Origin of the sequence: Rhodococcus opacus, assembly GCF_012396235.1 — a bacterium.
In the GTDB taxonomy this organism is placed as follows: Bacteria; Actinomycetota; Actinomycetes; order Mycobacteriales; family Mycobacteriaceae; genus Rhodococcus_F; species Rhodococcus_F opacus.
In genome coordinates, this window is the sequence record NZ_JAAXPA010000017.1 from 23,851 (window position 1) to 42,086 (window position 18,236).

Here is an 18,236-nt window from a genome sequence, read left to right on the forward strand (position 1 = left end):
TGTTCGAGATGCTTCGCCGATGCCCGGGGGGCCCGAGGTCGACGCGCCGGCACCGGTCACGCTCGTAGTGTGTCGGTAACCGATCACTCAAAGTTCGGGGCGATCGGGATACACCGTGTGGTCAGGATGGGGGATGACGCGCCCTACCGACTCCGCGATCATCACCGGCTTGTCAGAGCCCTCGCATTCGACCACCTGAGCGGTGGTTACTTGGATGCCACCCGGCAGTTCCTCCGCCGACACGACGGTGACCCGCATCCGCACCCGCGACCCGACGGGAACCGGAGCGGGGAAGCGAACCTTGTTGTAGCCGTAGTTCAAGCCGTGCGCGAAATCTTCCAACGTGAGGAGCCGGCTCGACAGGTACGGGCCAAGCGACAAGCTGAACAGACCGTGGGCGATGGTGCCGCCAAGAGTGCTGGCGGCGGCCTTCTCGACGTCAACGTGGATCCATTGGTGGTCGCCGGTCGCGTCGGCGAACGCGTTCACCCGCTTCTGGGTGATCTCGTACCACTCGGTGGGGCCGAGTTCCTCGCCGACGAGTGCGGTCAGATCCGCGGCGGTGGTCGGACGGATAGGTAGGGTGGTCGTGTCCATGGTTCTCCCTGGTCGTGGCTGGTCGTTAACTCATGTGAAGATTCTTGAAGCAGGTGAGTGCCGCGGCGAGGTGGAGGAATCCGCGGAAGTGGTGCCGTGGCGTTCATATCGGATTGTCAGGGCGTCGGTAGAGTTGGGCTCAATCACTGCGGGCTAGGCGTCAACCTCGAAACTGGACGAAAAATATTAGGTACGAATACATTTCGCCCACAGGTCATCGATCATCTGGTCAGCACCAAGGCGGCTTCACATCGTCGCCGACTGTGATGACCCCGACCGACGAAGCCGGTCGGGGTCACACGATAACGGTGCCGCTGTCCTGGATCGCGTCGGAACGGGTCAGAGTTTGCCGACCATCTCGGACGGGGTGCCCTTGGCGGGCCTCACGAATGCCAGCATCACGCAGGCCACTGCCATGCAGAGCGCTGGGAAGATCAAGCTGAAGATCACATCGCTGCCTGCGGAGGTCTTGCCAATGACGTAAGGACCGAAGAAGCCACCAGCCGCGGCGATTGCGTTGATCGTGGCAAGACCAACCGCGGATTGAGCCCTGGTGAGCGCCTCGCTAGCCAATGCCCAGAACGGACCCAGGTAGGAGAAGACGCCGATCGCGAGAAGACAGAGACCGATGAGCGCTACATTGGGGGTCTCCTTGAATATCATCGTGATGCTCAAACCCAGCACAGCGGTGGCCAGGCAACCCATGGCCAGACCCCTACGGTTCCCAAGTAGGTCGGAGTACCGGGCAACCAACAGCATCGCGATCGCGCCGCAGATGTAAGGAACGGCGCCGACGAAGCCGACGTTGGTCGACGAGTAGCCGGGGTTGAGTTGGGCGATGATCTGCGGCATGAAGAAAGTCATGCCGTAAAGACCGACGGCATAGAGCAGGTTGATGGCGGCCAGATAGAGGATTCGCGGGTTCTTGAGGGCGGCGAGCGAGACCTCCGTGTGCACGTCCTCGGCGGTGTACTCCTTACTGATCTCGCCCTCGAGCCAATCCGACTCGTCCTTCGTCAGCCAGGTCGCCTTGCTGGGCCGGTCAGCGAGGTAGACAAGCACCCAGATCCCCACCAGCACCGGCGGAATGCCCTGCAGGATGAACACCCAGCGCCACGAGCTCAGACCGAACCATTCAACGTGATCGAGGATCAAACCCGCAGTCGAACTACCTACCAGAAGCGCAATGGGCTGCGCCAGCGAGAATCCGGCGATGCCGCGACTGCGGTCCTGGGTGCGCAGCCAGTAGGTCAGAAAGAGCAGCAGGCCGGGGAACAGACCGGCCTCAGCAACACCCAGTGCGATTCGCGCGATGAAAAGCTGGGGGGTGTTCTGCACAAAGCCGGTGGCGATTGTGATCAGGCCCCAGGTGATCGCGATTCGCGCCAGCCAGATCCGAGCTCCCACCTTGTTCATGATCATGTTGCTGGGTACTTCGAGCACTGCGTAGGCGACGAAGAAGATCGCCGCTACCGTGCCGTAGGTCGCGAGGCTGATGCCGAGTTCGGTCGACATGCCAAGCTGCGCGTAGCCGATCGCCGCTCGGTCCATGTAGTTGAATGCGTAAAGCAGGAATGCAATGGGTATGATCGATCGTTTGACTTTGGCCAAGACGGCGTCGGTTTGGACGCCTCCTACCTTCCCGGCGGTGGTGGTCCCGACGGGCGCGTTTGTGTCGGACATAAGGTCTCCTGTTGGGGAACGCTGAGATCAGCGGGGGATCTGGCCACCGAAGCCGCGTGGACTGGCGGCGAGCGGTTCCATGGTTCGCATTTGCGACGGCATTACCGCCGCCTAACAGCCGATATCCGGCTCGGGCGTACCGCTGCGCTAACTCCGTGCAACGGCGCTGCTTACGTACATCTGTCAAGGCAACCACGCCAGTCGGTGAACGCGGAGAAGCCTGTGAAACGACTACGGCGTCACTGAGTGGTACGCAGCCTTGGCAAACTATTTGATGGCCTGCGGGTTGATCGGAGAGCCCACTGCCTTGGTGATGTTCAAGGGTGGGGCGACGAACATGAACTCGTACACGCCGTCACTCGCGCAATCTTCGGCGAGAGCTTCGAGGTCGAACATCTCTCCGATGGTGATGCCGGAGTTCGCGAGCATGATGGCGTGTAGCGGCTGCCACATCTCGGGCAGAGTCTCGTTCGGTTGAACTTCGAACCCCCAGGTGTCCGTGGCGACAGCGGCAACGTCACGCGGACAGAAGAAGTTCGCTGCACTGACTCCGAGCCCTGGAGCCGCCCCGCCGGCGTATTCGTCTCCCCAGCTGCCTCTTTCGCGGACAAACGAGAGCCGACCGGTCCGGACCAGGACGATGTCACCCGCTCCGATCTCGACGCCCTGACGTCGTGCACATCCTTCGAGATCTTCGTCGGAGATCGGTTCGCTTACGTCGAGCCAGGGCTTGCCCTTGTAGCGAGGGATATCCAGAAGGACCCCACGGGTTACGATCTTGTCCTTCATGCGGGTGATCGAATTCTTTTCCGCGCCTGAGCTATTGACTAAGGCCAACCCGTGACCGTTGTACATCTTCTCGTCCATGAACACATGCGCAAGGGCGTCCCACTGAGTTGCGCATTGCAACACCAGGTACACCGCATCGTCGGTGTAACCGAGCGGAGCCATGGCGGACTGTGCTCCGGAGGCAATGTCCCCTCCGTCCTGCAGCATCAGATGTACAGGGTTGGTTCGTCCCAGCGCGCCGGTCATCGGGCCCTCGGCGTCCAGCGGCAAGGAAAGGGAGAACACAACGCCCCGGCGAACCAACTGCGCGGCAGCGGCCACTTTCTCAGGGGTGACGAGGTTGAAGGTACCGATTTCGTCGTCGGCGCCCCACCTGCCCCAGTTCCGATACTGCGTGCACATTTCCCGAACTTTGGCCAGGGTGTGCTTCGGCTCTGCCTCAGTTGCCGTTTCTGCGTCTTGCGTCATTGTTCCTCCTCGAAGTGTGACCAGTTGGTCATCGGGACCCCGGTGACGGCCCGATCGACGATCCGATCAGCGGTCTATCCCGCTGTTCGTAACCTCCTGCTGGAGAATGTTTTTCCTGATCTTTCCCGTGGGTGTCATCGGGAACTCATCGAGCATTCTCACGGCCGGCACTTTGTACGTCGCCATCTGCGTACGCGCCCAACTTTGTATGGCGTCGGGTCCAATCGACGCGCCGCGTTCGCGCTGCACGAATGCCAGCGGTCGCTGGCCCGTATCTGGGTCTTCGACCGCCACAACGGCCACCGCGTAGATGTCAGGATGCCGACCGAGGATGACCTCGACCTCCGCAGGAAAGACGCTCATTCCCTTGACCTTGATCATTTCCTTGGTGCGGCCCAAGTAGTGCAGAAATCCGGCATCGTCGAGCCTGCCGTGGTCCCCGGTATGCAGCCAGCCGTCCACGAGCTGTTGTGAGGTGGCTTCCGGGTTTCGCCAGTAGCCCGTCATCACTGCGGGACTGCGAACGATGATCTCCCCCACCTCGCCGAGCGGCAGTGGTTTCCCGTCTTCGAAGGAGACGACTGCGATGTCGGTCCCGGGGACGGGGAGGCCGCAAAATATCGGTTCCGCGAGGAGGTCTTCGTCGCCGTCTGCGAGCCCGTAGGGCAACACGTCCATGGTGTGTGTCTCGGTCATCCCGTATGCACACTCGCGCAGGGCACCCCCGCCGACCTCGTTGGCCCAGCGGTGGCGGAGATCGGGGGTCAGCTTTCCGACGAATGACACTGCTTGTGGATCACGCAACGATGACAACTCATAGCGGTGGCGGTCTGGGTGATCGAGCAATTCGAGGTAGTTCTCGACGTTGCCCACCATCGTGGTGGCCCGGTAGCGGTCGATGGCCTCCATGACGGCGGTTGGGTTCCAGCGCGACATCAGTACTACCGTGCCGCCGAGAACGAGCGGGAACAAGATTCCCAGGTTCTCTCCGCCGATCCAGAAGATCGGCAGGAAGCACACGGCGACGTAGTCGTCGCCGGCGTGCATGCCCGACCCACCCGTGCCGGTCACGGCCGTGTAGAGCATATGCCGTTGAGTGTGCATACACCCCTTGGGTAATCCGGTCGTGCCACCGGTGTAGTTGAGTGCGGCCAGCGCGTCGAGGTCGGTCTCGCAACCGTCGTGTGGTTCGTGTGCCGTCACGGTTTTCCACGACGTAACCGGAAGGCCGGCCGGCTGGACCGCTCCAATCACGACCACGTGATCGATGTCGATGGTTTCCCACGCGTTCACCACAACGTCATGGCTGGCCGCCGTAGTGATGACGACTCGAGCCCCACTATCGTTGATCTCGGCCGTGAACTCGCCCGGGCGAAACATGGGGTTGATCGGAACATGTACCGCACCGAGGCGTAGGACCGCCAAAAACGCGATCACGAATTCGGGCCCATTGCCGAGGTGTACGCCGACTCGGTCACCAGGCCGCACGCCCGCGTCGCGCAGCCAGCCTGCGACGCGCCGATGTATGCCATCGAGATCGCTGTAGCGCATCTCCTTACCCTCATGACTGATCGCAATCCGGTCCGGGGTCAACTCTGCCCAATGCGCGATGTGCTCTGGGATGGTGATCTCCCCGACCGGGTATGTCACCTCGCCGGGCGTATTCGGTGGACGGCGGATCGCCTGGCGCTCCCGCACGTCCGCTAGATAGTCGTTCATGTCCATGTGCGCTCCTTGAACCCCTTGAACCCTCGTCACCAAGTGTCGATATAGGACCGGCGTCGCCGGCCAGCGTCAGGGCCCCGCCAAGCGGCGAGTGCTCCAGTGATGGCGCCCCGCGTGTCGGCTGGGTCGATCACGTCGTCGAGTTCGAAAACCCTGGCTGCGTTGATCGCCTTGCCCGACTCGTATTGCTCTGCGACCAATTCGTCGTAGCGTCGCTGCCGCTCGTCTCGGTCGGAGATCGCTGCCAGCTCTTTGGAATAACCGAGCTGGACCGCTCCTTCGAGTCCCATCCCGCCGACCTCACCAGTCGGCCACGCGATCGTCGCCAGCGTTTCCCTAAAACCTCCGGCCGCCATGGCCTGGGCGCCGAGGCCGTAACCTTTCCGCAGGATGATGGCGATGATCGGGACACTCAGATGGGCGCCGATCACAAATAGCCGGGAAAAGTGGCGCACGGTAGCGTCCCGCTCAGATTCGGGACCGACCATAAATCCTGGTGTGTCACAGAGCGATACAACCGGAAGTCCGTGCGCGTCGCACAGCTGCAGGAAGCGCGCCAACTTGTCGGCCGCGTCGGCGTCGATCGCGCCACCGAGGTGCCCAGGATTGTTGGCCACGAGGCCCAGCGGACGCCCGTCGATCCGTACGAGAGCTGTGATGACCCCGTGCCCGAATCCTCGACGAAGCTCCAACACCGAGTCGGTGTCGGCAAGAGCGTCAATAACCTCACGAACGTCGTAGACCCGCATCCGGTTCTCCGGTACCAGGTGCCGTAGGACGCGCTGGTCCGCGTGGGTGTGCTTCTCATGAGGGCCTTGGAAGTAGTTGAGGTAGCGCTTGGCCACCTCGACGGCCTCCGCATCGTCCTCCACAAGCACGTCGACAACTCCATTAGGGACTTGAACCGACATCGGACCGACCTCTTCTGGGGCGAAGCGGCCAAGTCCACCCCCTTCGATCATGGCCGGTCCGGCCATCCCGAGTGACGAGTCTTTCGTCGCGATGACGACGTCGCAGCTGCCGAGCAGGGCAGCGTTTCCCGCGAAACAGCGACCGGTCAGCACACCGACAAGCGGAACCTGTCCACTCAGTCGACCGAGTGCAGCGAACGTGCCGCAATCCAACATCGACGATGCGATGTCGTCGACGTCGACGTCGCCAGGCCGCCCTCCGCCGCCCTCCGCAAAAAGTATTACGGGCAGCGCTTGCTGCTCTGCAAGTGCCAACATCCGGTCAGTCTTGCGGTGACCAAAAAAGCCTTGGGTGCCTGCAAGGACGGTGTAGTCGTAACCCATCACTACGCACTGCCCGAAATCGGGCACCCCGTTACTGTTGACGGTGGCAAGGCCGAGCACGATGCCATCGGCTGGTGTGGCTGCCGCAAGTTCGCCTACCGACCGCCGTCTACGCTGCGCGGCGACGGTGAGCCCGCCGTACTCGCGGAAGGACCCGGGGTCGACAAGTTCAGCGAGATTCTCCCGGATCGTCCGGTGGCCGGTCTGGTGTCGGCGTTGCACGACCTGGGGCCGAGCATCGTCAAGTTTCGCTGCTTGCAGATCCAAGAGGTGGGCGAGATCCGGACGAACGTGGTCCGGATCGATCTCTTCGACTTCGTGCCCCGAATCGACCGAGTCGAGGCTCGCGTCGAGGTAAATGACAGCCTGACTCTCGTGCACCTGATCCCCGGGGGCGACGAGGACTTTCGTGATGACACCCGCTGCACCTGCGGTGACCACGTGTTCCATTTTCATCGACTCGACAATGACCACTGGCGTCTTCGCAGTGACGGTGTCGCCAACCGTTACGGGGACAGCGACCACGGTGCCACCCAGAACCACGTGGACACCTCCTGCATCGCCACCTTTTTCGGAGAGCGGGTTGGTTGACGCGTTGACCGGAAGCTCGCCGGCGATCTCGGTCATGAACGACGTGGTTACCTCGCCCGAGACGAATGCCGGATGGGTGAGCACCGCCTGCAGCACTGCGGCATTGGTCTCGACTCCCTCGACGTGAAGTTCCGCGAGCGCCCTGTCAGCGTGTGCTGCCGCGGCCGGAAAACCACCATGCCGGGTGTGTGTGATGATCTTTGCTAGCAGGGAGTCGAAGGTGCCGTCAAGGATGAGTCCGGCCTGGGCGTGAGTGTCGACTCGTACCCCGGGGCCTCCGGGTGGCTCAAATCGGCTCAGGGTTCCGGTGGCCGCGTAGGTTTCCCCATCGGTCGCGCGTCGGTCTGCGTTGAGTCGACTCTGGATAGCGAACCCGGTCGGCGCGGGTACGTCGACCTGGAGCAGGCCGAGTTCGGTAAGCGTTGCCCCAGCCGCGATGCGAAGCTGTGCGGCGACCAGATCCACTCCAGTCACCTCTTCGGTCACGGTATGTTCCACCTGCAGACGTGGGTTCAACTCGATGAATGCGGCGCTGAGTTTCCCGTCCTTCAGCGCGTCGGCGTCGACGAGGAACTCGACCGTGCCGAGGCTTGAATAGTTGACGGATTCAGTGAGACGAACGGCGAGTGCGCCGAGCGAGGCGCGCTGGTCGTCGTTGAGCGACGGGCTCGGCGCCACCTCGATCAGCTTCTGATGGCGTCGTTGGACGCTGCACTCGCGCTCGCCGAGGTGAACTACGGTGCCGCTCCCGTCGCCGACGACCTGGATCTCGATGTGTTTGGCCGCACGCATCAAGCGTTCGACGTACAGCTCGTCGTGTCCGAAAGCCAGACGCGCCTCCGAACGGCTACGAGCGAATGCCTCATCGAGCTGTGCGGGATCGACAACCTGCCGCATCCCACGGCCGCCGCCGCCGGCCACGGCCTTGACCATGATCCCGCCAGGGTTTTCAGCCAGGAACGCCCGAGCTTGTTCGAGCGAGACCGGGGCAGGCACGGCATCGAGCACCGGCACCTCCACAGACACCGCATGCGCACGCGCTCGTGACTTGTCCCCGAACAGGGCCAATACCTCAGGAGAAGGCCCTACGAACACGAGACCGGCGTCGCGACACAACTCCGCGAACTGTGCATCCTCACTCAGGAAGCCCCACCCCGGATGCACGTGTGTGCAGCCCGCTCGCATCGCTGCCGCGACCATAGCGTCGCCGTCGAGATAGCCGGCGACTCCACTACCAGGCAGCGGCGACGACTCATCGGCCAACTGCACATGAAGCGAGTCCGCATCCTCGCAGGTGTAAACCGCGACGGTTGATGCCCCGATGCCAGCCGCTGCCCGCACAACCCGCACAGCAACTTCGCCCCGGTTAGCGACCAGGATCTTCATCACATACCCACCTCACTTGTTAATGCAGTCACAACATAATGGTTGACGTTGACGCCACTGTCAACGCCTCGGAGGTTAGACTCTGCACATGAAGGGAACTGGCTGGGCCAAGCGCGAGGCATATTCGCGGGAGGACGCCGAAAGGCGCCACCAACTCGTCGACGCCGCACGAAAGGTCTTCTTGCGCCGAGGCTATCGACTTACGACGATCGCTGACATCGCCGATAAAGCCGGGGTCAGTCGCGCGACCTTCTATGTCTACTTCGCTTCCAAAATGGACGTCTTCGTGGTTGTCGCAGAGTCGGTCCGCGCCGAGTTTCTCGCAGCCCAGGACATCTCAGACCTCGACCCGGATGATGTGCATCTGGTACTGACGATCACGACGGAGCGAGCATTGGACGCGGTGGTCCGGAATCACACGCTGATCGCACTCCTGGACCACGAAGCCATCAGCCATACCGACGTCAAACGCATTTGGGGCGGAATTCGGGAGGGGACCATCGAGCGCACGGCGCGATATCTGGCCGATTCCGCCAGTCGTGGCCTAGTCGATCTCCAGGCCGCGCCTCAAACCATCGCGCGCATGGGCCTAGGAAGCGTCGAAGCTTTCGCGCTACCTATCGTCGACGGTCGATTGGAACGGATGAGGGCGGTGGAAGAGATCGTCAGCCTCTATCTCCCACTTGTCGGCCTATACACTTCACGCGATCGACTCACCGAGGAAGTGGATGCGCCTCTAAATGCGCCTGCGCGGACGCAGCCACCGTCGAGGCAGGTACAAGCTCCGCGCGGATCCACCTGATATGCAGGAAAGCATGAGCGCGTCGGCCATCGACTATCAGTCGGGACACCGACCGAGTACACCGACGCCGTCCACAACGAACCGAGTGGCCGGTGGACATCCCCCGCCGAGATCGACTTCACCGCATCCCCGACCCGAATTCCCGCTTCAACCCCGTACACCAGACTCGCGATCTGTAACTGGACCACCACCGACGTCTGGGCACACATCGCCCGCCACCGGCTCCCGGTGAATCCCGTCTACGCCAAACTCCGTGAACTGGGTGTCCCCGAGCAGCAACACCGCCTCTCCCACCTCATCGACGGTGGCCACCTCGACCGCTGACGTGTGTGGTCTCGGGACATGCTTGACGAAATGTAGTCGGGACATGCTTAACGATTTCTGGGTCGGTGGGCGTTGAAATTGCGGATTGGCTTGGTGGTCGTTCTGGCATGCAGCGAGAGTTCCGTTGTTCCGTCGAGGACGCGGAAGTGGTGGTCTTCGACCATCACAGTGATGATGGTTCCGGCATGGGTACGTCCGACTCGCAACCGCTGCCCGGCCACCATCACGACGCCGTCCTTCGGCACTCGTCGGTGCAGGCGTTGTGGCCCCGCCGGCGGTTGACGATGGCCACCAACGCCGTGGTGGCCTGGACGACCGAGTACTACGGGCTGGCGCTGGACTCGATGCGCGCCGCGGGACGACGTGTCGATGACGAGGTCCTGGCCCACATCGCGCCGGCGCAGGGCGAACATCAACTTCTTCGGCTCCATCGACGTCGACATCGAGGGCGAACTCGCCCAGCTCGGCCCCACCGGCTACCGTCCGCTGCGGGTCCGCGACACCCTCTTCTGACACACCGGCCTCACAGCCACGCTTCCGGCTGTCAGCGAGGCCGGACCTGGTCAGATACACACGTCGTCCGATAGCGGATCCGGCTACGGAACGGTCAGGTGTCATTGAACAGCGCCGTCGAGGGCGTTCGGGAGTCGGGGCAGGTGCACCCCGGGTGCTTCGCTGGTGGCCTTCCGCTCGCCATTGCGGTCGGGGGTGGCCGCGACCATGCTGAGCGAACCATGGATGGGAGCAGTCGGTATGAGCCACGGCAGGCAGATCGGCCCGGAGTTCCAAGCGTTCGACTTCACACACGACCGGCGCACGTATGAGGTCTTCAAGGGTGGTTCGGGGCCGGCGGTTCTCGTGCTCCACGAGATCCCCGGCCTGCATCCGGGCGTCATCGCTTTCGCCCGTCGGCTCATCGCCGCCGGCTACACCGTGTACCTGCCGTCCCTGTTCGGGCGCCCCGGAACCCCCGCGAATGGCCGCGAGAGTGTGCACTCGATCCTGCGGGTCTGCGTCGCGAGGGAGTTCACGAAGCTGGCCGACCGCACGAGCCCCGTCGTCGGGTGGCTACGGGCACTCGCAGCCTCGGCCTACCGTGAGTGTGGCGGTCCCGGGGTCGGCGTGGTCGGGATGTGCTTCACCGGAGGTTTCGCGCTGGCGACAGCGCTCGAACCCTCGGTCGTCGCGTCCGTCATGAGTCAGCCGGCCATGCCCGCGCCGATCGGGCAGCGGGGCCGTGCCGCCCTGGGCCTGGACGCTGAGGATCTCAGCACAATCACGGCGCGGGCGAATGACGGGCTGCGCGTGCTGGGGCTCCGGTTCACCCACGACCGGGGTTGCCCGCCGGAGCGCTTCGAGACCCTGCGGTCGACGCTCGGGGCCGCCTTCGAGGGGATCGAGATCGACTCTTCCCCCGGCAACGCCGCCGGCATCGCGCCGTCGGCACACTCGGTGCTCACGGTCTCCCTCGTCGACGAGCCGGGGCATCCGACCCGGGTCGCCCTCGACCGGGTCCTGGCGTTCCTGGCCGAGCAGCTGCGTTCTTGAACCCGTCGCGGCGTGAGAGTGCGTTTGAAAACCGTCAGGTTCGGGCGAGCCGCCTCGTCATGGTCGCGATCGTCGCGATGTGAACCGTGGCCTCGTGGTGGTCGGGTCTGGTTTCGTAGTCTCGCACGCAGCGGCGGTGCTTGTTGATCCACGCGAAACGTCTCTCGACCACCCACACGAGGGGTCGGACGTGGAATCCGGTGGCGCGGGGATACGTTTGATGATCTGCATAGGCAGGGCGAGAACGTCTTTCGCCCAGACGGGCCGCCGTCCGGGATAACCGCTGTCGGCCCAGACCAGCCGGATGGTGGAGAACCTGCCGCGCAGTGCGGTCAGGAGTCGGAGCGCGGCGTCGCGGTCCTGGATCGAGGCAGCGGTGACGACGACGGCGAGCAGCAGTCCGTTCACATCCACCGCAATGTGTCGCTTGACGCCGTTCGTTCCCGTGCCGCCATCCCAGCCGCGGCTCGATCGGGGCACGGTATCCGCGGCCGGCACCGTCTGCGAGTCGATGATCGCCGCGGTCGGGCACCGGTCCCGCCCGTCCCGCACCCGCAGGCGGTCGCGCAGCGCGTCGACGATGTGCTGCCACGCGCCGCTGTGGGACCAGCGGGCGAAGACCGCGTACACCGTCCCGGCTGGCGGGTACTCCACCGGCAGTTGCCGCCGCGCGAAACCACCGCGCACGATGTACAAGATGGCGTCCACTATCACACGGCGGCAATACTTCTCGGGTCGTCCCCCGCGGCCTGCCATGCTGCCCGGCGCAGGCAACAGCGGCTCGACGATCGCCCACTCTGCGTCGGTGACCGACGACGGGTACACCGCGTAACCATGTCCGTCCACCGCGTGGGGCGGGCACGACGGGCATGGCGAGATCGGCGATGATGTCATTGTGGGCTCCTGGTGTGGGCTAGGACTTGGTACTCACCGACCCAACCAGGAGCCCACCTCTTCGGTTCTCAGTCAGGCACCTGCCGCCATCGCGAGTTCTCAAACACTCTCTTAGCGCCGCCACCCTCTTCCAGGATCGCCCCACGAAGATGCGAGGCCGCATCCACCGCACCCAGCCGGGCTGCCGACCACATCGCGCAACACGATGATCGGGCCAGCCTCACCGGACGTGCCGGGCTATATAGGCGAGCATGGCGAGTCCACACTCGAGGTCTGCTGCGGTTCTATCGCCCACGGCCTCATCCTGCCCTGAGCGGGCGGTCATCGGAGCGCGCCGCTCGACACACACGAGAGGCACCGTCAGTGCGGCGCAGCATCCTGGTCACGGGGAGGGACTTGGCGTTCAAGCAACTCAGCAAGCTGCTCGATCGTGACCTCCACGGTGCCGCACATGGGCTCACCCGAGACGGCATACCGCGGCAACAGGAGTCGGTCGGTCACGCTCATCAGCGGACCCCCACCCGCTTCAACCGAGCGGGAGCGGCAACTTTGCCGCAGCGTCATGGAATGCTCGCACAATCGCGGCCGAAATCCGACCGCGGAAGGACACTTTACGGCCCTCCCCGATTGCCCACTCACGAATCTCCTTGGTCGTCGCCTTCGCCGGCGCGGTGCCCGCCGCCGCTCCCGTCACCGGAGCCTTCTTCACGGCCGTCGCTTCCGCAGCCGACTTTGCAGCCGCCGACTTCGCGACCGACGTCTCCGCCGGAGCCTTCCCCGCGACCATCTTCTCCGCGGCCGCCGCCTTCGCCACCGTCGTCTTCGCGCCCGTCGTCTTCGCACCTGTCGTCTTCGCGCCCGTCGTCTTCGCGCCTGGCGTCTTCGCCATCGACGTCTTCGCCGGAGCCTTCCTCGCGACCTTCTTCTTCACGGCCGTCGTCTCCGCGGCCGCCGCATCCGCAGCCGACTCCACAGCCGCCACCGCCTTCGTTGCCGCCCCCTTCGCGACCGACTTCTTCACGACCGACGTCTCCGCCGGAGCCTTCCCCGCGACTACCTTCTTCGCAGGCGTCTTCTTCGCCGGCACCGCTTCTGCCTGAACCTCGTTTGCCTGAGCGTCATGGAAGGCTTGCTCGATCTGGGCCGAAATCCGACCGCGGGGCGACACTTCACGGCCCTCTTCGATCGCCCACTCGCGAATCTCTTTGGTCGTCGTCTTCGCCGGAGCCTTGTCGACCGCCGCCGCGCTCTTCGCCGACGTCTTCGCGGCGGCTATCTTCTCCGCGGCCGTCGTCTTCGGCGCTGTTGTCTTCGCCGGAGCCTTCGCAGCCATCTTCTTCGCCGCCGGTGCCTTCTTGGCGACTGCCTTCTCCGCGGCCGCCTTCTTGGCGACCGTCTTCTTCGCGACCGTCTTCTTCGCGACCGTCTTCTTCACCGGCACCGCCTCGGCCTGAACCTTCTTTGCCTGAGCGTCATGGAAGGCTTGCTCGATCTCGGCCGAAATCCGACCGCGGGGCGACACTTCACGGCCCTCCCCGATCGCCCACTCGCGAATCTCGTTGGTCGTCGTCTTCGCCGGCGCCTTGCCGACCGCCGCCGCGCTCTTCGCCGGCGTCTTCGCGGCGGCTATCTTCTCCGCGGCCGTCGTCTTCGACGCTGTTGTCTTCGCCGGAGCCTTCGCAGCCACCTTCTTCGCCGCCGGCGCCTTCTTCGCGACTGCCTTCTCCGCGACCGCCTTCTTCTTCGCGGCCGACGATTTCGCGGCTACCTTCCTTGCCGGCGCCGTTTTTGCCTGAGCGTGATGGAAAGCTTGCTCGATCTCGGCCGAAATCCGACCGCGGGGCGACACTTCACGGCCCTCTCCGATCGCCCACTCACGGATCTCCTTGGTCGTCCTCTTCGCCGAACCTTCGGAATTCCTCGGTGATACCGCCATCGTGCTCTCCTTCTATATCGGCAATCGTCGACCGCACACAGTAACGGCAGGTCCGTCTCGGTGATGAGGAAGCTCACCCGAACTCACATTTCAATTGTCTAAAGCCATTGTCCATGTGGGCAGACCAACACGACCCTCGTGGAGCTAAAACTCACATTCACCGAGCTTTTTGCAGGGCGAGCGTGGCTCGCCATGGCAGGAGTTAGTCTCCAACGCATTTCCGAATTGTCTCGGCGGCTGGGGATTTAGTGCGGCGGCTTTGGCGACTTCTGTGTTCAGGGTGGCGAGCGGGCGTGCGCGTTAGCCCACCATCTACCGACCGACGACTGTGCCGGGAATTCCGGCGGTGCAGCGTCTCCCGGACTCGGGTCGCAGCGGTACCGAACCCTATGATGCAGGCGCGCGCCGGCCACATCCCCAGCAGCCGGGAGAACATTGTCATGACCGTGCCACCGCATGTGGAGTGTGGTCTCTCGCAGTCAGCGTCATCGGTGTCCCCACAGCGCCGCGGTACGCGGCGATCGCCTACCTCGACGCCGACGCCCCCGATCTGCTGCCGCTCGGCGCCGGGGATGTCCCGGCCGTCAACGCCGTCCGCGCCGTCCTCCGCGCGCACGCCACCTCCCCGCCGCCCTCACCCACTGCGTTCAGGTCGGGGTGCGGGGGGCTGCCACCGGCGAATCTGCACGCAGACGTCCTCGTCACCAGCCGGCGGGCGGTCGTCGGATCCGCCGCACTTCCCGCGGCTCGACCATCGCCGATGAGGCCGTCATGATCACCGACGACCCCGACACGATCACGGCCGCCCAGGTTCATCGACACCTCGACGAGATCACCGAAGTCGACCACGCAATCCAACGCCACCGCCACCGCGATCTGGCAGATCGGCCGGATCGTGCCCCTGCCCGGGATCGGCGGTCGGATACGCGCTGAACCCGAATTCCTCCCCACCCCAGTCACCCGAATGTTCCTGTGGCACCGCATCGACTACCAACCCGGCGCGACCGAACTGCAGAAGCGGGACACGCACACCACCCGGCGGCGCACCGAAGCGGGTCCGGCCGCAAACTACGCTCTCGAGTGGTTCCGCGTCAACATCCCCGGTGGCACGAACGCACAGGCAGGGTCACCGACTACGACGCACCGGCGAGTCACCGAATCCGACGACACAGCGGACACCTCCCTCGAACAGCTCTCCGCCAGCAGGAAAGACACCCAGTCTCCCACCGTTGGACGTCGAAGACACCGACACCGCAGACTCGTTCGAACTACCCCGGCGCCGACCTGTCCGGCGAACAACTCACCGTCCGCGTCATCTCCGAACAATCCGACGAAGTCACCTGCATAAGTTGTTCCTGGTCCATCACCGCAGCCGACTTGCCGACAAGCAGCAGCCGATCTGCCGCGACTGCGCCTGAGACCGGGACGGTCAGGGGTCGGGTCGGTCGGCCGGAACCTGCGGGTAGACCACGACACCCGTTCTCCTTCACCCACGTCTCGTCACCGCCGTCGGCATGCTCGACGACCAGTTCGACGATCGGAAGCTCCGCGGCCAGTGGGTGATCGAACGCGGCCCGGGCGTTGCGGGCGCACACCGTCTCCTCGGAGTCGCCGGTGTAGAGGGCGTCGATGACGAACCCCGGGGTGAACCGGCCACCGAACCCGTCACCGCCCCGCAACGCTTCCTGCCGGCCCCGCCACCACCTGGTCAACGCCCGGGCACGGGTGATGTGCTGGGGTGCTTCGACATCGAGGATCGTGAACTTCTCGTACTCGGCGTACGCGAGGTCGGTCAGTAGCCGCGGGCCGAGGCCCGGCCAGCTGAACGTGCCCTCGAGGACCAGGTTCTCCCCGCGGGACAGACAGATCTCGGTGACGATGTCGAGGAGTTTCGTCGACTCGGCGTGCACCAGGGTGGCGAGTTCGCGGGGCATCAGCCGGTGCCCGTCCGCAAGGTCGATGCTCAGCAGGTCGGTGTAGACGCCCTGTTCGATGGCATCGCGGAGCAGGTAGTCCTTGATCGTGTCCGCATCGAGCACCTGCCAGCCCTGCCCGGCGAGGTGCCGGCGGTCGATACTCGACGACTTCCCCACCCCTGTGGTCCTGCGGTCGTACCGGTGGGCAGCCGACGTCTGGTTCGGATCCTGACTGCGCTGCGGGGCGCGCGGTGGTGAGACAAGCACCGATCGAAGGCTTCGACGATCTTCGGTCCGATCGTGAAAAATTGGCACCGTCCGACACGACGCAAGGCTGGCGCGCGACTCACGATCGAGCACGCTATTGGGGGCCCGCGCGGCCGCTCGCTGGCCAGACTTCTAAATGTAGATGACGTCATCGGCGTGGAGCGGCTCGTGCCTACCGGTCGGAGGCGTGATTCCGTCGTGGATCGACCGCAGGTGGTCCGCCACGCCAACGAGGAGGGTGACGTCGCTCCGGACGTACCGGATCAACTCAGCGCGAATTTCCTCTTTCACGGACGGATTCGTCGTGCTCCGGTGCGCCCTCATTCGCGCGGACCCTACCGAGCCGTTCATGGACGGGACGTCGTTCGCGATCCCGAAGTACGCAGCGACGGTCTTGAGATCCAGACTCTTCGTCGGCAGGATCATCGCACCCTTGGTCCATTCGAGCAGGTCCGTGTGGTGGCGCGTCTCGGTGAGGTTTCCGATCAGCTGGTTCTCGACGCTAATTTCCGTGACCGCCTTTCGGAGAACTCGGATGTCAGACTGACTCCACGAGATGACGGGAAGATCAGGATAGGCCGCCAAGAAGTCGGCCAACTGGGCGAGCAGATCGGCCTGATGGGTCTCGTCGGCGAAGATGGTGAGCTGGCGCGGATTGGCTACTCCGACCGCGCGAGCGCAGAACGTCCACACCGCCGCGGTGGTCTTCTCTTCCTCGTGTTCGAGATCGAGGGCGATGTAGCCGGCCGGAATCGGTGCGTGGGTGCCGGGCAGGATCCTGGGCTTGTTCGCCACATATACCTCCCCGTGGGCTCGCCACTGTTCGATCTTGCCGATGGAGGTCAGGATCCCGCTCTTCTTGTCGCACAACACTGGCGTGGATGACTCGTCCCAGTCGGCGTCCTCGTCATCGACGTCGTCGTAGTAATCTGCGGTTTCCCAATCGATCCCAAGCCGGATGCTGGATAATCACCGCTACGTACCCACCTTCACCAGGCGCAAAAGCGGCAGGCGTCGCTGGTTGGACGAGTACACGTCCGCGGTGAGCGGCACCCGGATTTCGGAGTTTCACACCGCCCGCTGACTCACTGTTGTGGCCAGTGGAACGCAGCCCAGACCGCGGCGGCGGCGAGCGCCACGATGACCACGACCATCACGGCACTGATGACGAATTCGTTGTCGGCGACGAGTTGCTGCATGGCAGAAGTATGCGGTCCGACTGGCGGGCGGGGCGAGTTCTCGCGTGCAGCGCCGCAGCGCACCGAAGTATGCACCGCCCTGCGCACTATCAGTGGTGTTCGATTGCTGCGGGGCGAGAGCCGGCGTGCTCGACGGACCAGAGGAACCGTAGAGACCTCGGAGTGTGTATCTGTCAGCCGCTTCCGTCGCTTCCGTCCACGGATGGGGTCTGTCCGTCTCCGTCGACGGAGGGTTCGTCGTCTGACAAAACGAGGGCGGAGCCGCGCCGGTATCGGCGGGTCCTGCGGTAGGACAGCATTTCGCCGTCCAGGTCCAGCACCACTTCGTAGAATGCGAGCATGTCCGCCGTCGGGGGGATGTGCCGGTGGTCGATCACCTCCACTTCGACCGTCCAGCCTTCCTCGGTCGGCAGCACCGATGTCGCGCTCTCCGACTCCTTTCCGATCAACACCTCGATGTCACGCAACGCGGCCGCAGCGGCCGCCGCTGCCGATACGGGCCGGGGATGGACCGCCATCCCAACCATCTCCTTTTCTTTCGTGGGCGTTGGCTGTGAGCTGGCCATATGCCAATCCTTTCACCGCTCGGTGGGCGGCCACCAGGGCACCGGCGCGCAGGGTGCGCGCCGCCGGTACAGCGAACCAACTGTTCGGGTCGGTGCAGCTCCGACTCGCGCCGTAAATAGCCCGATTTCCGGGCCTCATGTGGGTTGGGGGTGGGGCATGCGGTGCCCGCCTGCGGCCCGCCTGCCACTGACACGGTTGCTTCTCCTTCCGACAACGTGCGGATCAGTGAACCTCCTGTTCGGTGCAGGC

Annotated in this window: 14 protein-coding genes and 2 pseudogenes; 6 read left to right on the forward strand and 10 right to left on the reverse strand. The window is 64.2% G+C overall.

Features of this window, described 5'->3' with window-relative positions; translation table 11 throughout:
- Positions 1–87: 87 nt before the first annotated feature.
- The 5 genes from HGB39_RS22085 to HGB39_RS22105 all read right to left on the reverse strand — a co-directional run bounded on the left by HGB39_RS22085 (position 88) and on the right by HGB39_RS22105 (position 8,534).
- Positions 88–597: a MaoC family dehydratase gene (locus HGB39_RS22085; RefSeq protein WP_005572033.1), complete on the reverse strand. Its 510-nt coding sequence runs from the start codon at positions 595–597 to the stop codon at positions 88–90.
- A 339-nt stretch (positions 598–936) separates the two neighbouring features.
- Positions 937–2,280, reverse strand: a complete 1,344-nt coding sequence (locus HGB39_RS22090) for an MFS transporter (RefSeq protein WP_005572035.1) — start codon at positions 2,278–2,280, stop codon at positions 937–939.
- Positions 2,281–2,547: 267 nt separating this feature from the next.
- On the reverse strand, positions 2,548–3,537 hold the full coding sequence (locus HGB39_RS22095) for a cyclase family protein (protein WP_005572036.1): 990 nt from the start codon (positions 3,535–3,537) through the stop codon (positions 2,548–2,550).
- Between the two features lie 66 nt (positions 3,538–3,603).
- Entirely contained in the window at positions 3,604–5,262 is a 1,659-nt protein-coding gene (locus HGB39_RS22100) for an AMP-binding protein (RefSeq protein ID WP_005572037.1), read from the reverse strand.
- A 29-nt stretch (positions 5,263–5,291) separates the two neighbouring features.
- A complete protein-coding gene (locus HGB39_RS22105; RefSeq protein WP_043792881.1) occupies positions 5,292–8,534 on the reverse strand; it encodes an acetyl-CoA carboxylase family protein in 3,243 nt (1,080 codons plus the stop codon).
- A gap of 88 nt (positions 8,535–8,622) precedes the next feature.
- On the opposite strand from HGB39_RS22105, the gene HGB39_RS22110 reads away from it, so the two are divergent.
- The 3 genes and pseudogenes from HGB39_RS22110 (at position 8,623) to HGB39_RS22125 (ending at position 11,208) form a co-directional block, all read left to right on the forward strand.
- Positions 8,623–9,336 (forward strand): TetR/AcrR family transcriptional regulator, encoded by a 714-nt coding sequence (locus HGB39_RS22110; protein ID WP_005572039.1) that lies wholly within the window; start codon positions 8,623–8,625, stop codon positions 9,334–9,336.
- A gap of 602 nt (positions 9,337–9,938) precedes the next feature.
- Positions 9,939–10,173, forward strand: a pseudogene (locus HGB39_RS39930) (Tn3 family transposase); the annotation flags it as partial.
- A 207-nt stretch (positions 10,174–10,380) separates the two neighbouring features.
- Positions 10,381–11,208, forward strand: coding sequence for a dienelactone hydrolase family protein (locus HGB39_RS22125; RefSeq protein WP_312029805.1), 828 nt, complete (start codon positions 10,381–10,383; stop codon positions 11,206–11,208).
- A 57-nt stretch (positions 11,209–11,265) separates the two neighbouring features.
- On the opposite strand, the gene HGB39_RS22130 is transcribed toward HGB39_RS22125, so the two are convergent.
- Complete coding sequence (locus HGB39_RS22130; protein ID WP_240482759.1) at positions 11,266–12,102, reverse strand: IS5 family transposase; 837 nt, start codon at positions 12,100–12,102, stop codon at positions 11,266–11,268.
- A gap of 526 nt (positions 12,103–12,628) precedes the next feature.
- On the reverse strand, positions 12,629–14,038 hold the full coding sequence (locus HGB39_RS22135) for an Lsr2 family DNA-binding protein (protein ID WP_168442942.1): 1,410 nt from the start codon (positions 14,036–14,038) through the stop codon (positions 12,629–12,631).
- A gap of 463 nt (positions 14,039–14,501) precedes the next feature.
- On the opposite strand from HGB39_RS22135, the gene HGB39_RS22140 reads away from it, so the two are divergent.
- The 3 genes and pseudogenes from HGB39_RS22140 to HGB39_RS40250 all read left to right on the forward strand — a co-directional run.
- Positions 14,502–14,813: a hypothetical protein gene (locus tag HGB39_RS22140; protein ID WP_005262256.1), complete on the forward strand. Its 312-nt coding sequence runs from the start codon at positions 14,502–14,504 to the stop codon at positions 14,811–14,813.
- Positions 14,810–14,971, forward strand: coding sequence for a hypothetical protein (locus HGB39_RS22145; protein ID WP_155755948.1), 162 nt, complete (start codon positions 14,810–14,812; stop codon positions 14,969–14,971). Before HGB39_RS22140 ends, HGB39_RS22145 begins: the two co-directional genes overlap by 4 nt.
- Before the next feature lie 147 nt (positions 14,972–15,118).
- A pseudogene (locus tag HGB39_RS40250) lies at positions 15,119–15,331 on the forward strand (hypothetical protein); the annotation flags it as partial.
- Here HGB39_RS40250 and HGB39_RS40255 read toward each other — a convergent pair.
- The 3 genes from HGB39_RS40255 to gvpO all read right to left on the reverse strand — a co-directional run bounded on the left by HGB39_RS40255 (position 15,307) and on the right by gvpO (position 17,986).
- The gene (locus HGB39_RS40255) at positions 15,307–16,221 is read right to left on the reverse strand and encodes a hypothetical protein (RefSeq protein WP_368681081.1); all 915 of its coding nucleotides are present in this window, start codon (positions 16,219–16,221) and stop codon (positions 15,307–15,309) included. The pseudogene HGB39_RS40250 and the gene HGB39_RS40255 overlap by 25 nt on opposite strands.
- Before the next feature lie 132 nt (positions 16,222–16,353).
- A complete protein-coding gene (locus HGB39_RS22160; protein ID WP_231137652.1) occupies positions 16,354–17,016 on the reverse strand; it encodes a ribonuclease H-like domain-containing protein in 663 nt (220 codons plus the stop codon).
- Between the two features lie 577 nt (positions 17,017–17,593).
- Complete coding sequence (gene gvpO, locus HGB39_RS22165) at positions 17,594–17,986, reverse strand: gas vesicle protein GvpO (RefSeq protein ID WP_375154201.1); 393 nt, start codon at positions 17,984–17,986, stop codon at positions 17,594–17,596.
- Positions 17,987–18,236 lie beyond the last annotated feature (250 nt).

What these genes read in the sequence shown, in the direction of transcription:
- HGB39_RS22085 (WP_005572033.1), bottom strand. Translation starts at nt 597, where the DNA reads ATGGACACGACCACCCTACCTATCCGTCCGACCACCGCCGCGGATCTG.
- HGB39_RS22090 (WP_005572035.1), bottom strand. Translation starts at nt 2,280, where the DNA reads ATGTCCGACACAAACGCGCCCGTCGGGACCACCACCGCCGGGAAGGTA.
- HGB39_RS22095 (WP_005572036.1), bottom strand. Translation starts at nt 3,537, where the DNA reads ATGACGCAAGACGCAGAAACGGCAACTGAGGCAGAGCCGAAGCACACC.
- HGB39_RS22100 (WP_005572037.1), bottom strand. Translation starts at nt 5,262, where the DNA reads ATGGACATGAACGACTATCTAGCGGACGTGCGGGAGCGCCAGGCGATC.
- HGB39_RS22105 (WP_043792881.1), bottom strand. Translation starts at nt 8,534, where the DNA reads ATGAAGATCCTGGTCGCTAACCGGGGCGAAGTTGCTGTGCGGGTTGTG.
- HGB39_RS22110 (WP_005572039.1), top strand. Translation starts at nt 8,623, where the DNA reads ATGAAGGGAACTGGCTGGGCCAAGCGCGAGGCATATTCGCGGGAGGAC.
- HGB39_RS22125 (WP_312029805.1), top strand. Translation starts at nt 10,381, where the DNA reads ATGCTGAGCGAACCATGGATGGGAGCAGTCGGTATGAGCCACGGCAGG.
- HGB39_RS22130 (WP_240482759.1), bottom strand. Translation starts at nt 12,102, where the DNA reads ATGACATCATCGCCGATCTCGCCATGCCCGTCGTGCCCGCCCCACGCG.
- HGB39_RS22135 (WP_168442942.1), bottom strand. Translation starts at nt 14,038, where the DNA reads ATGGCGGTATCACCGAGGAATTCCGAAGGTTCGGCGAAGAGGACGACC.
- HGB39_RS22145 (WP_155755948.1), top strand. Translation starts at nt 14,810, where the DNA reads ATGATCACCGACGACCCCGACACGATCACGGCCGCCCAGGTTCATCGA.
- gvpO (WP_375154201.1), bottom strand. Translation starts at nt 17,986, where the DNA reads ATGGCCAGCTCACAGCCAACGCCCACGAAAGAAAAGGAGATGGTTGGG.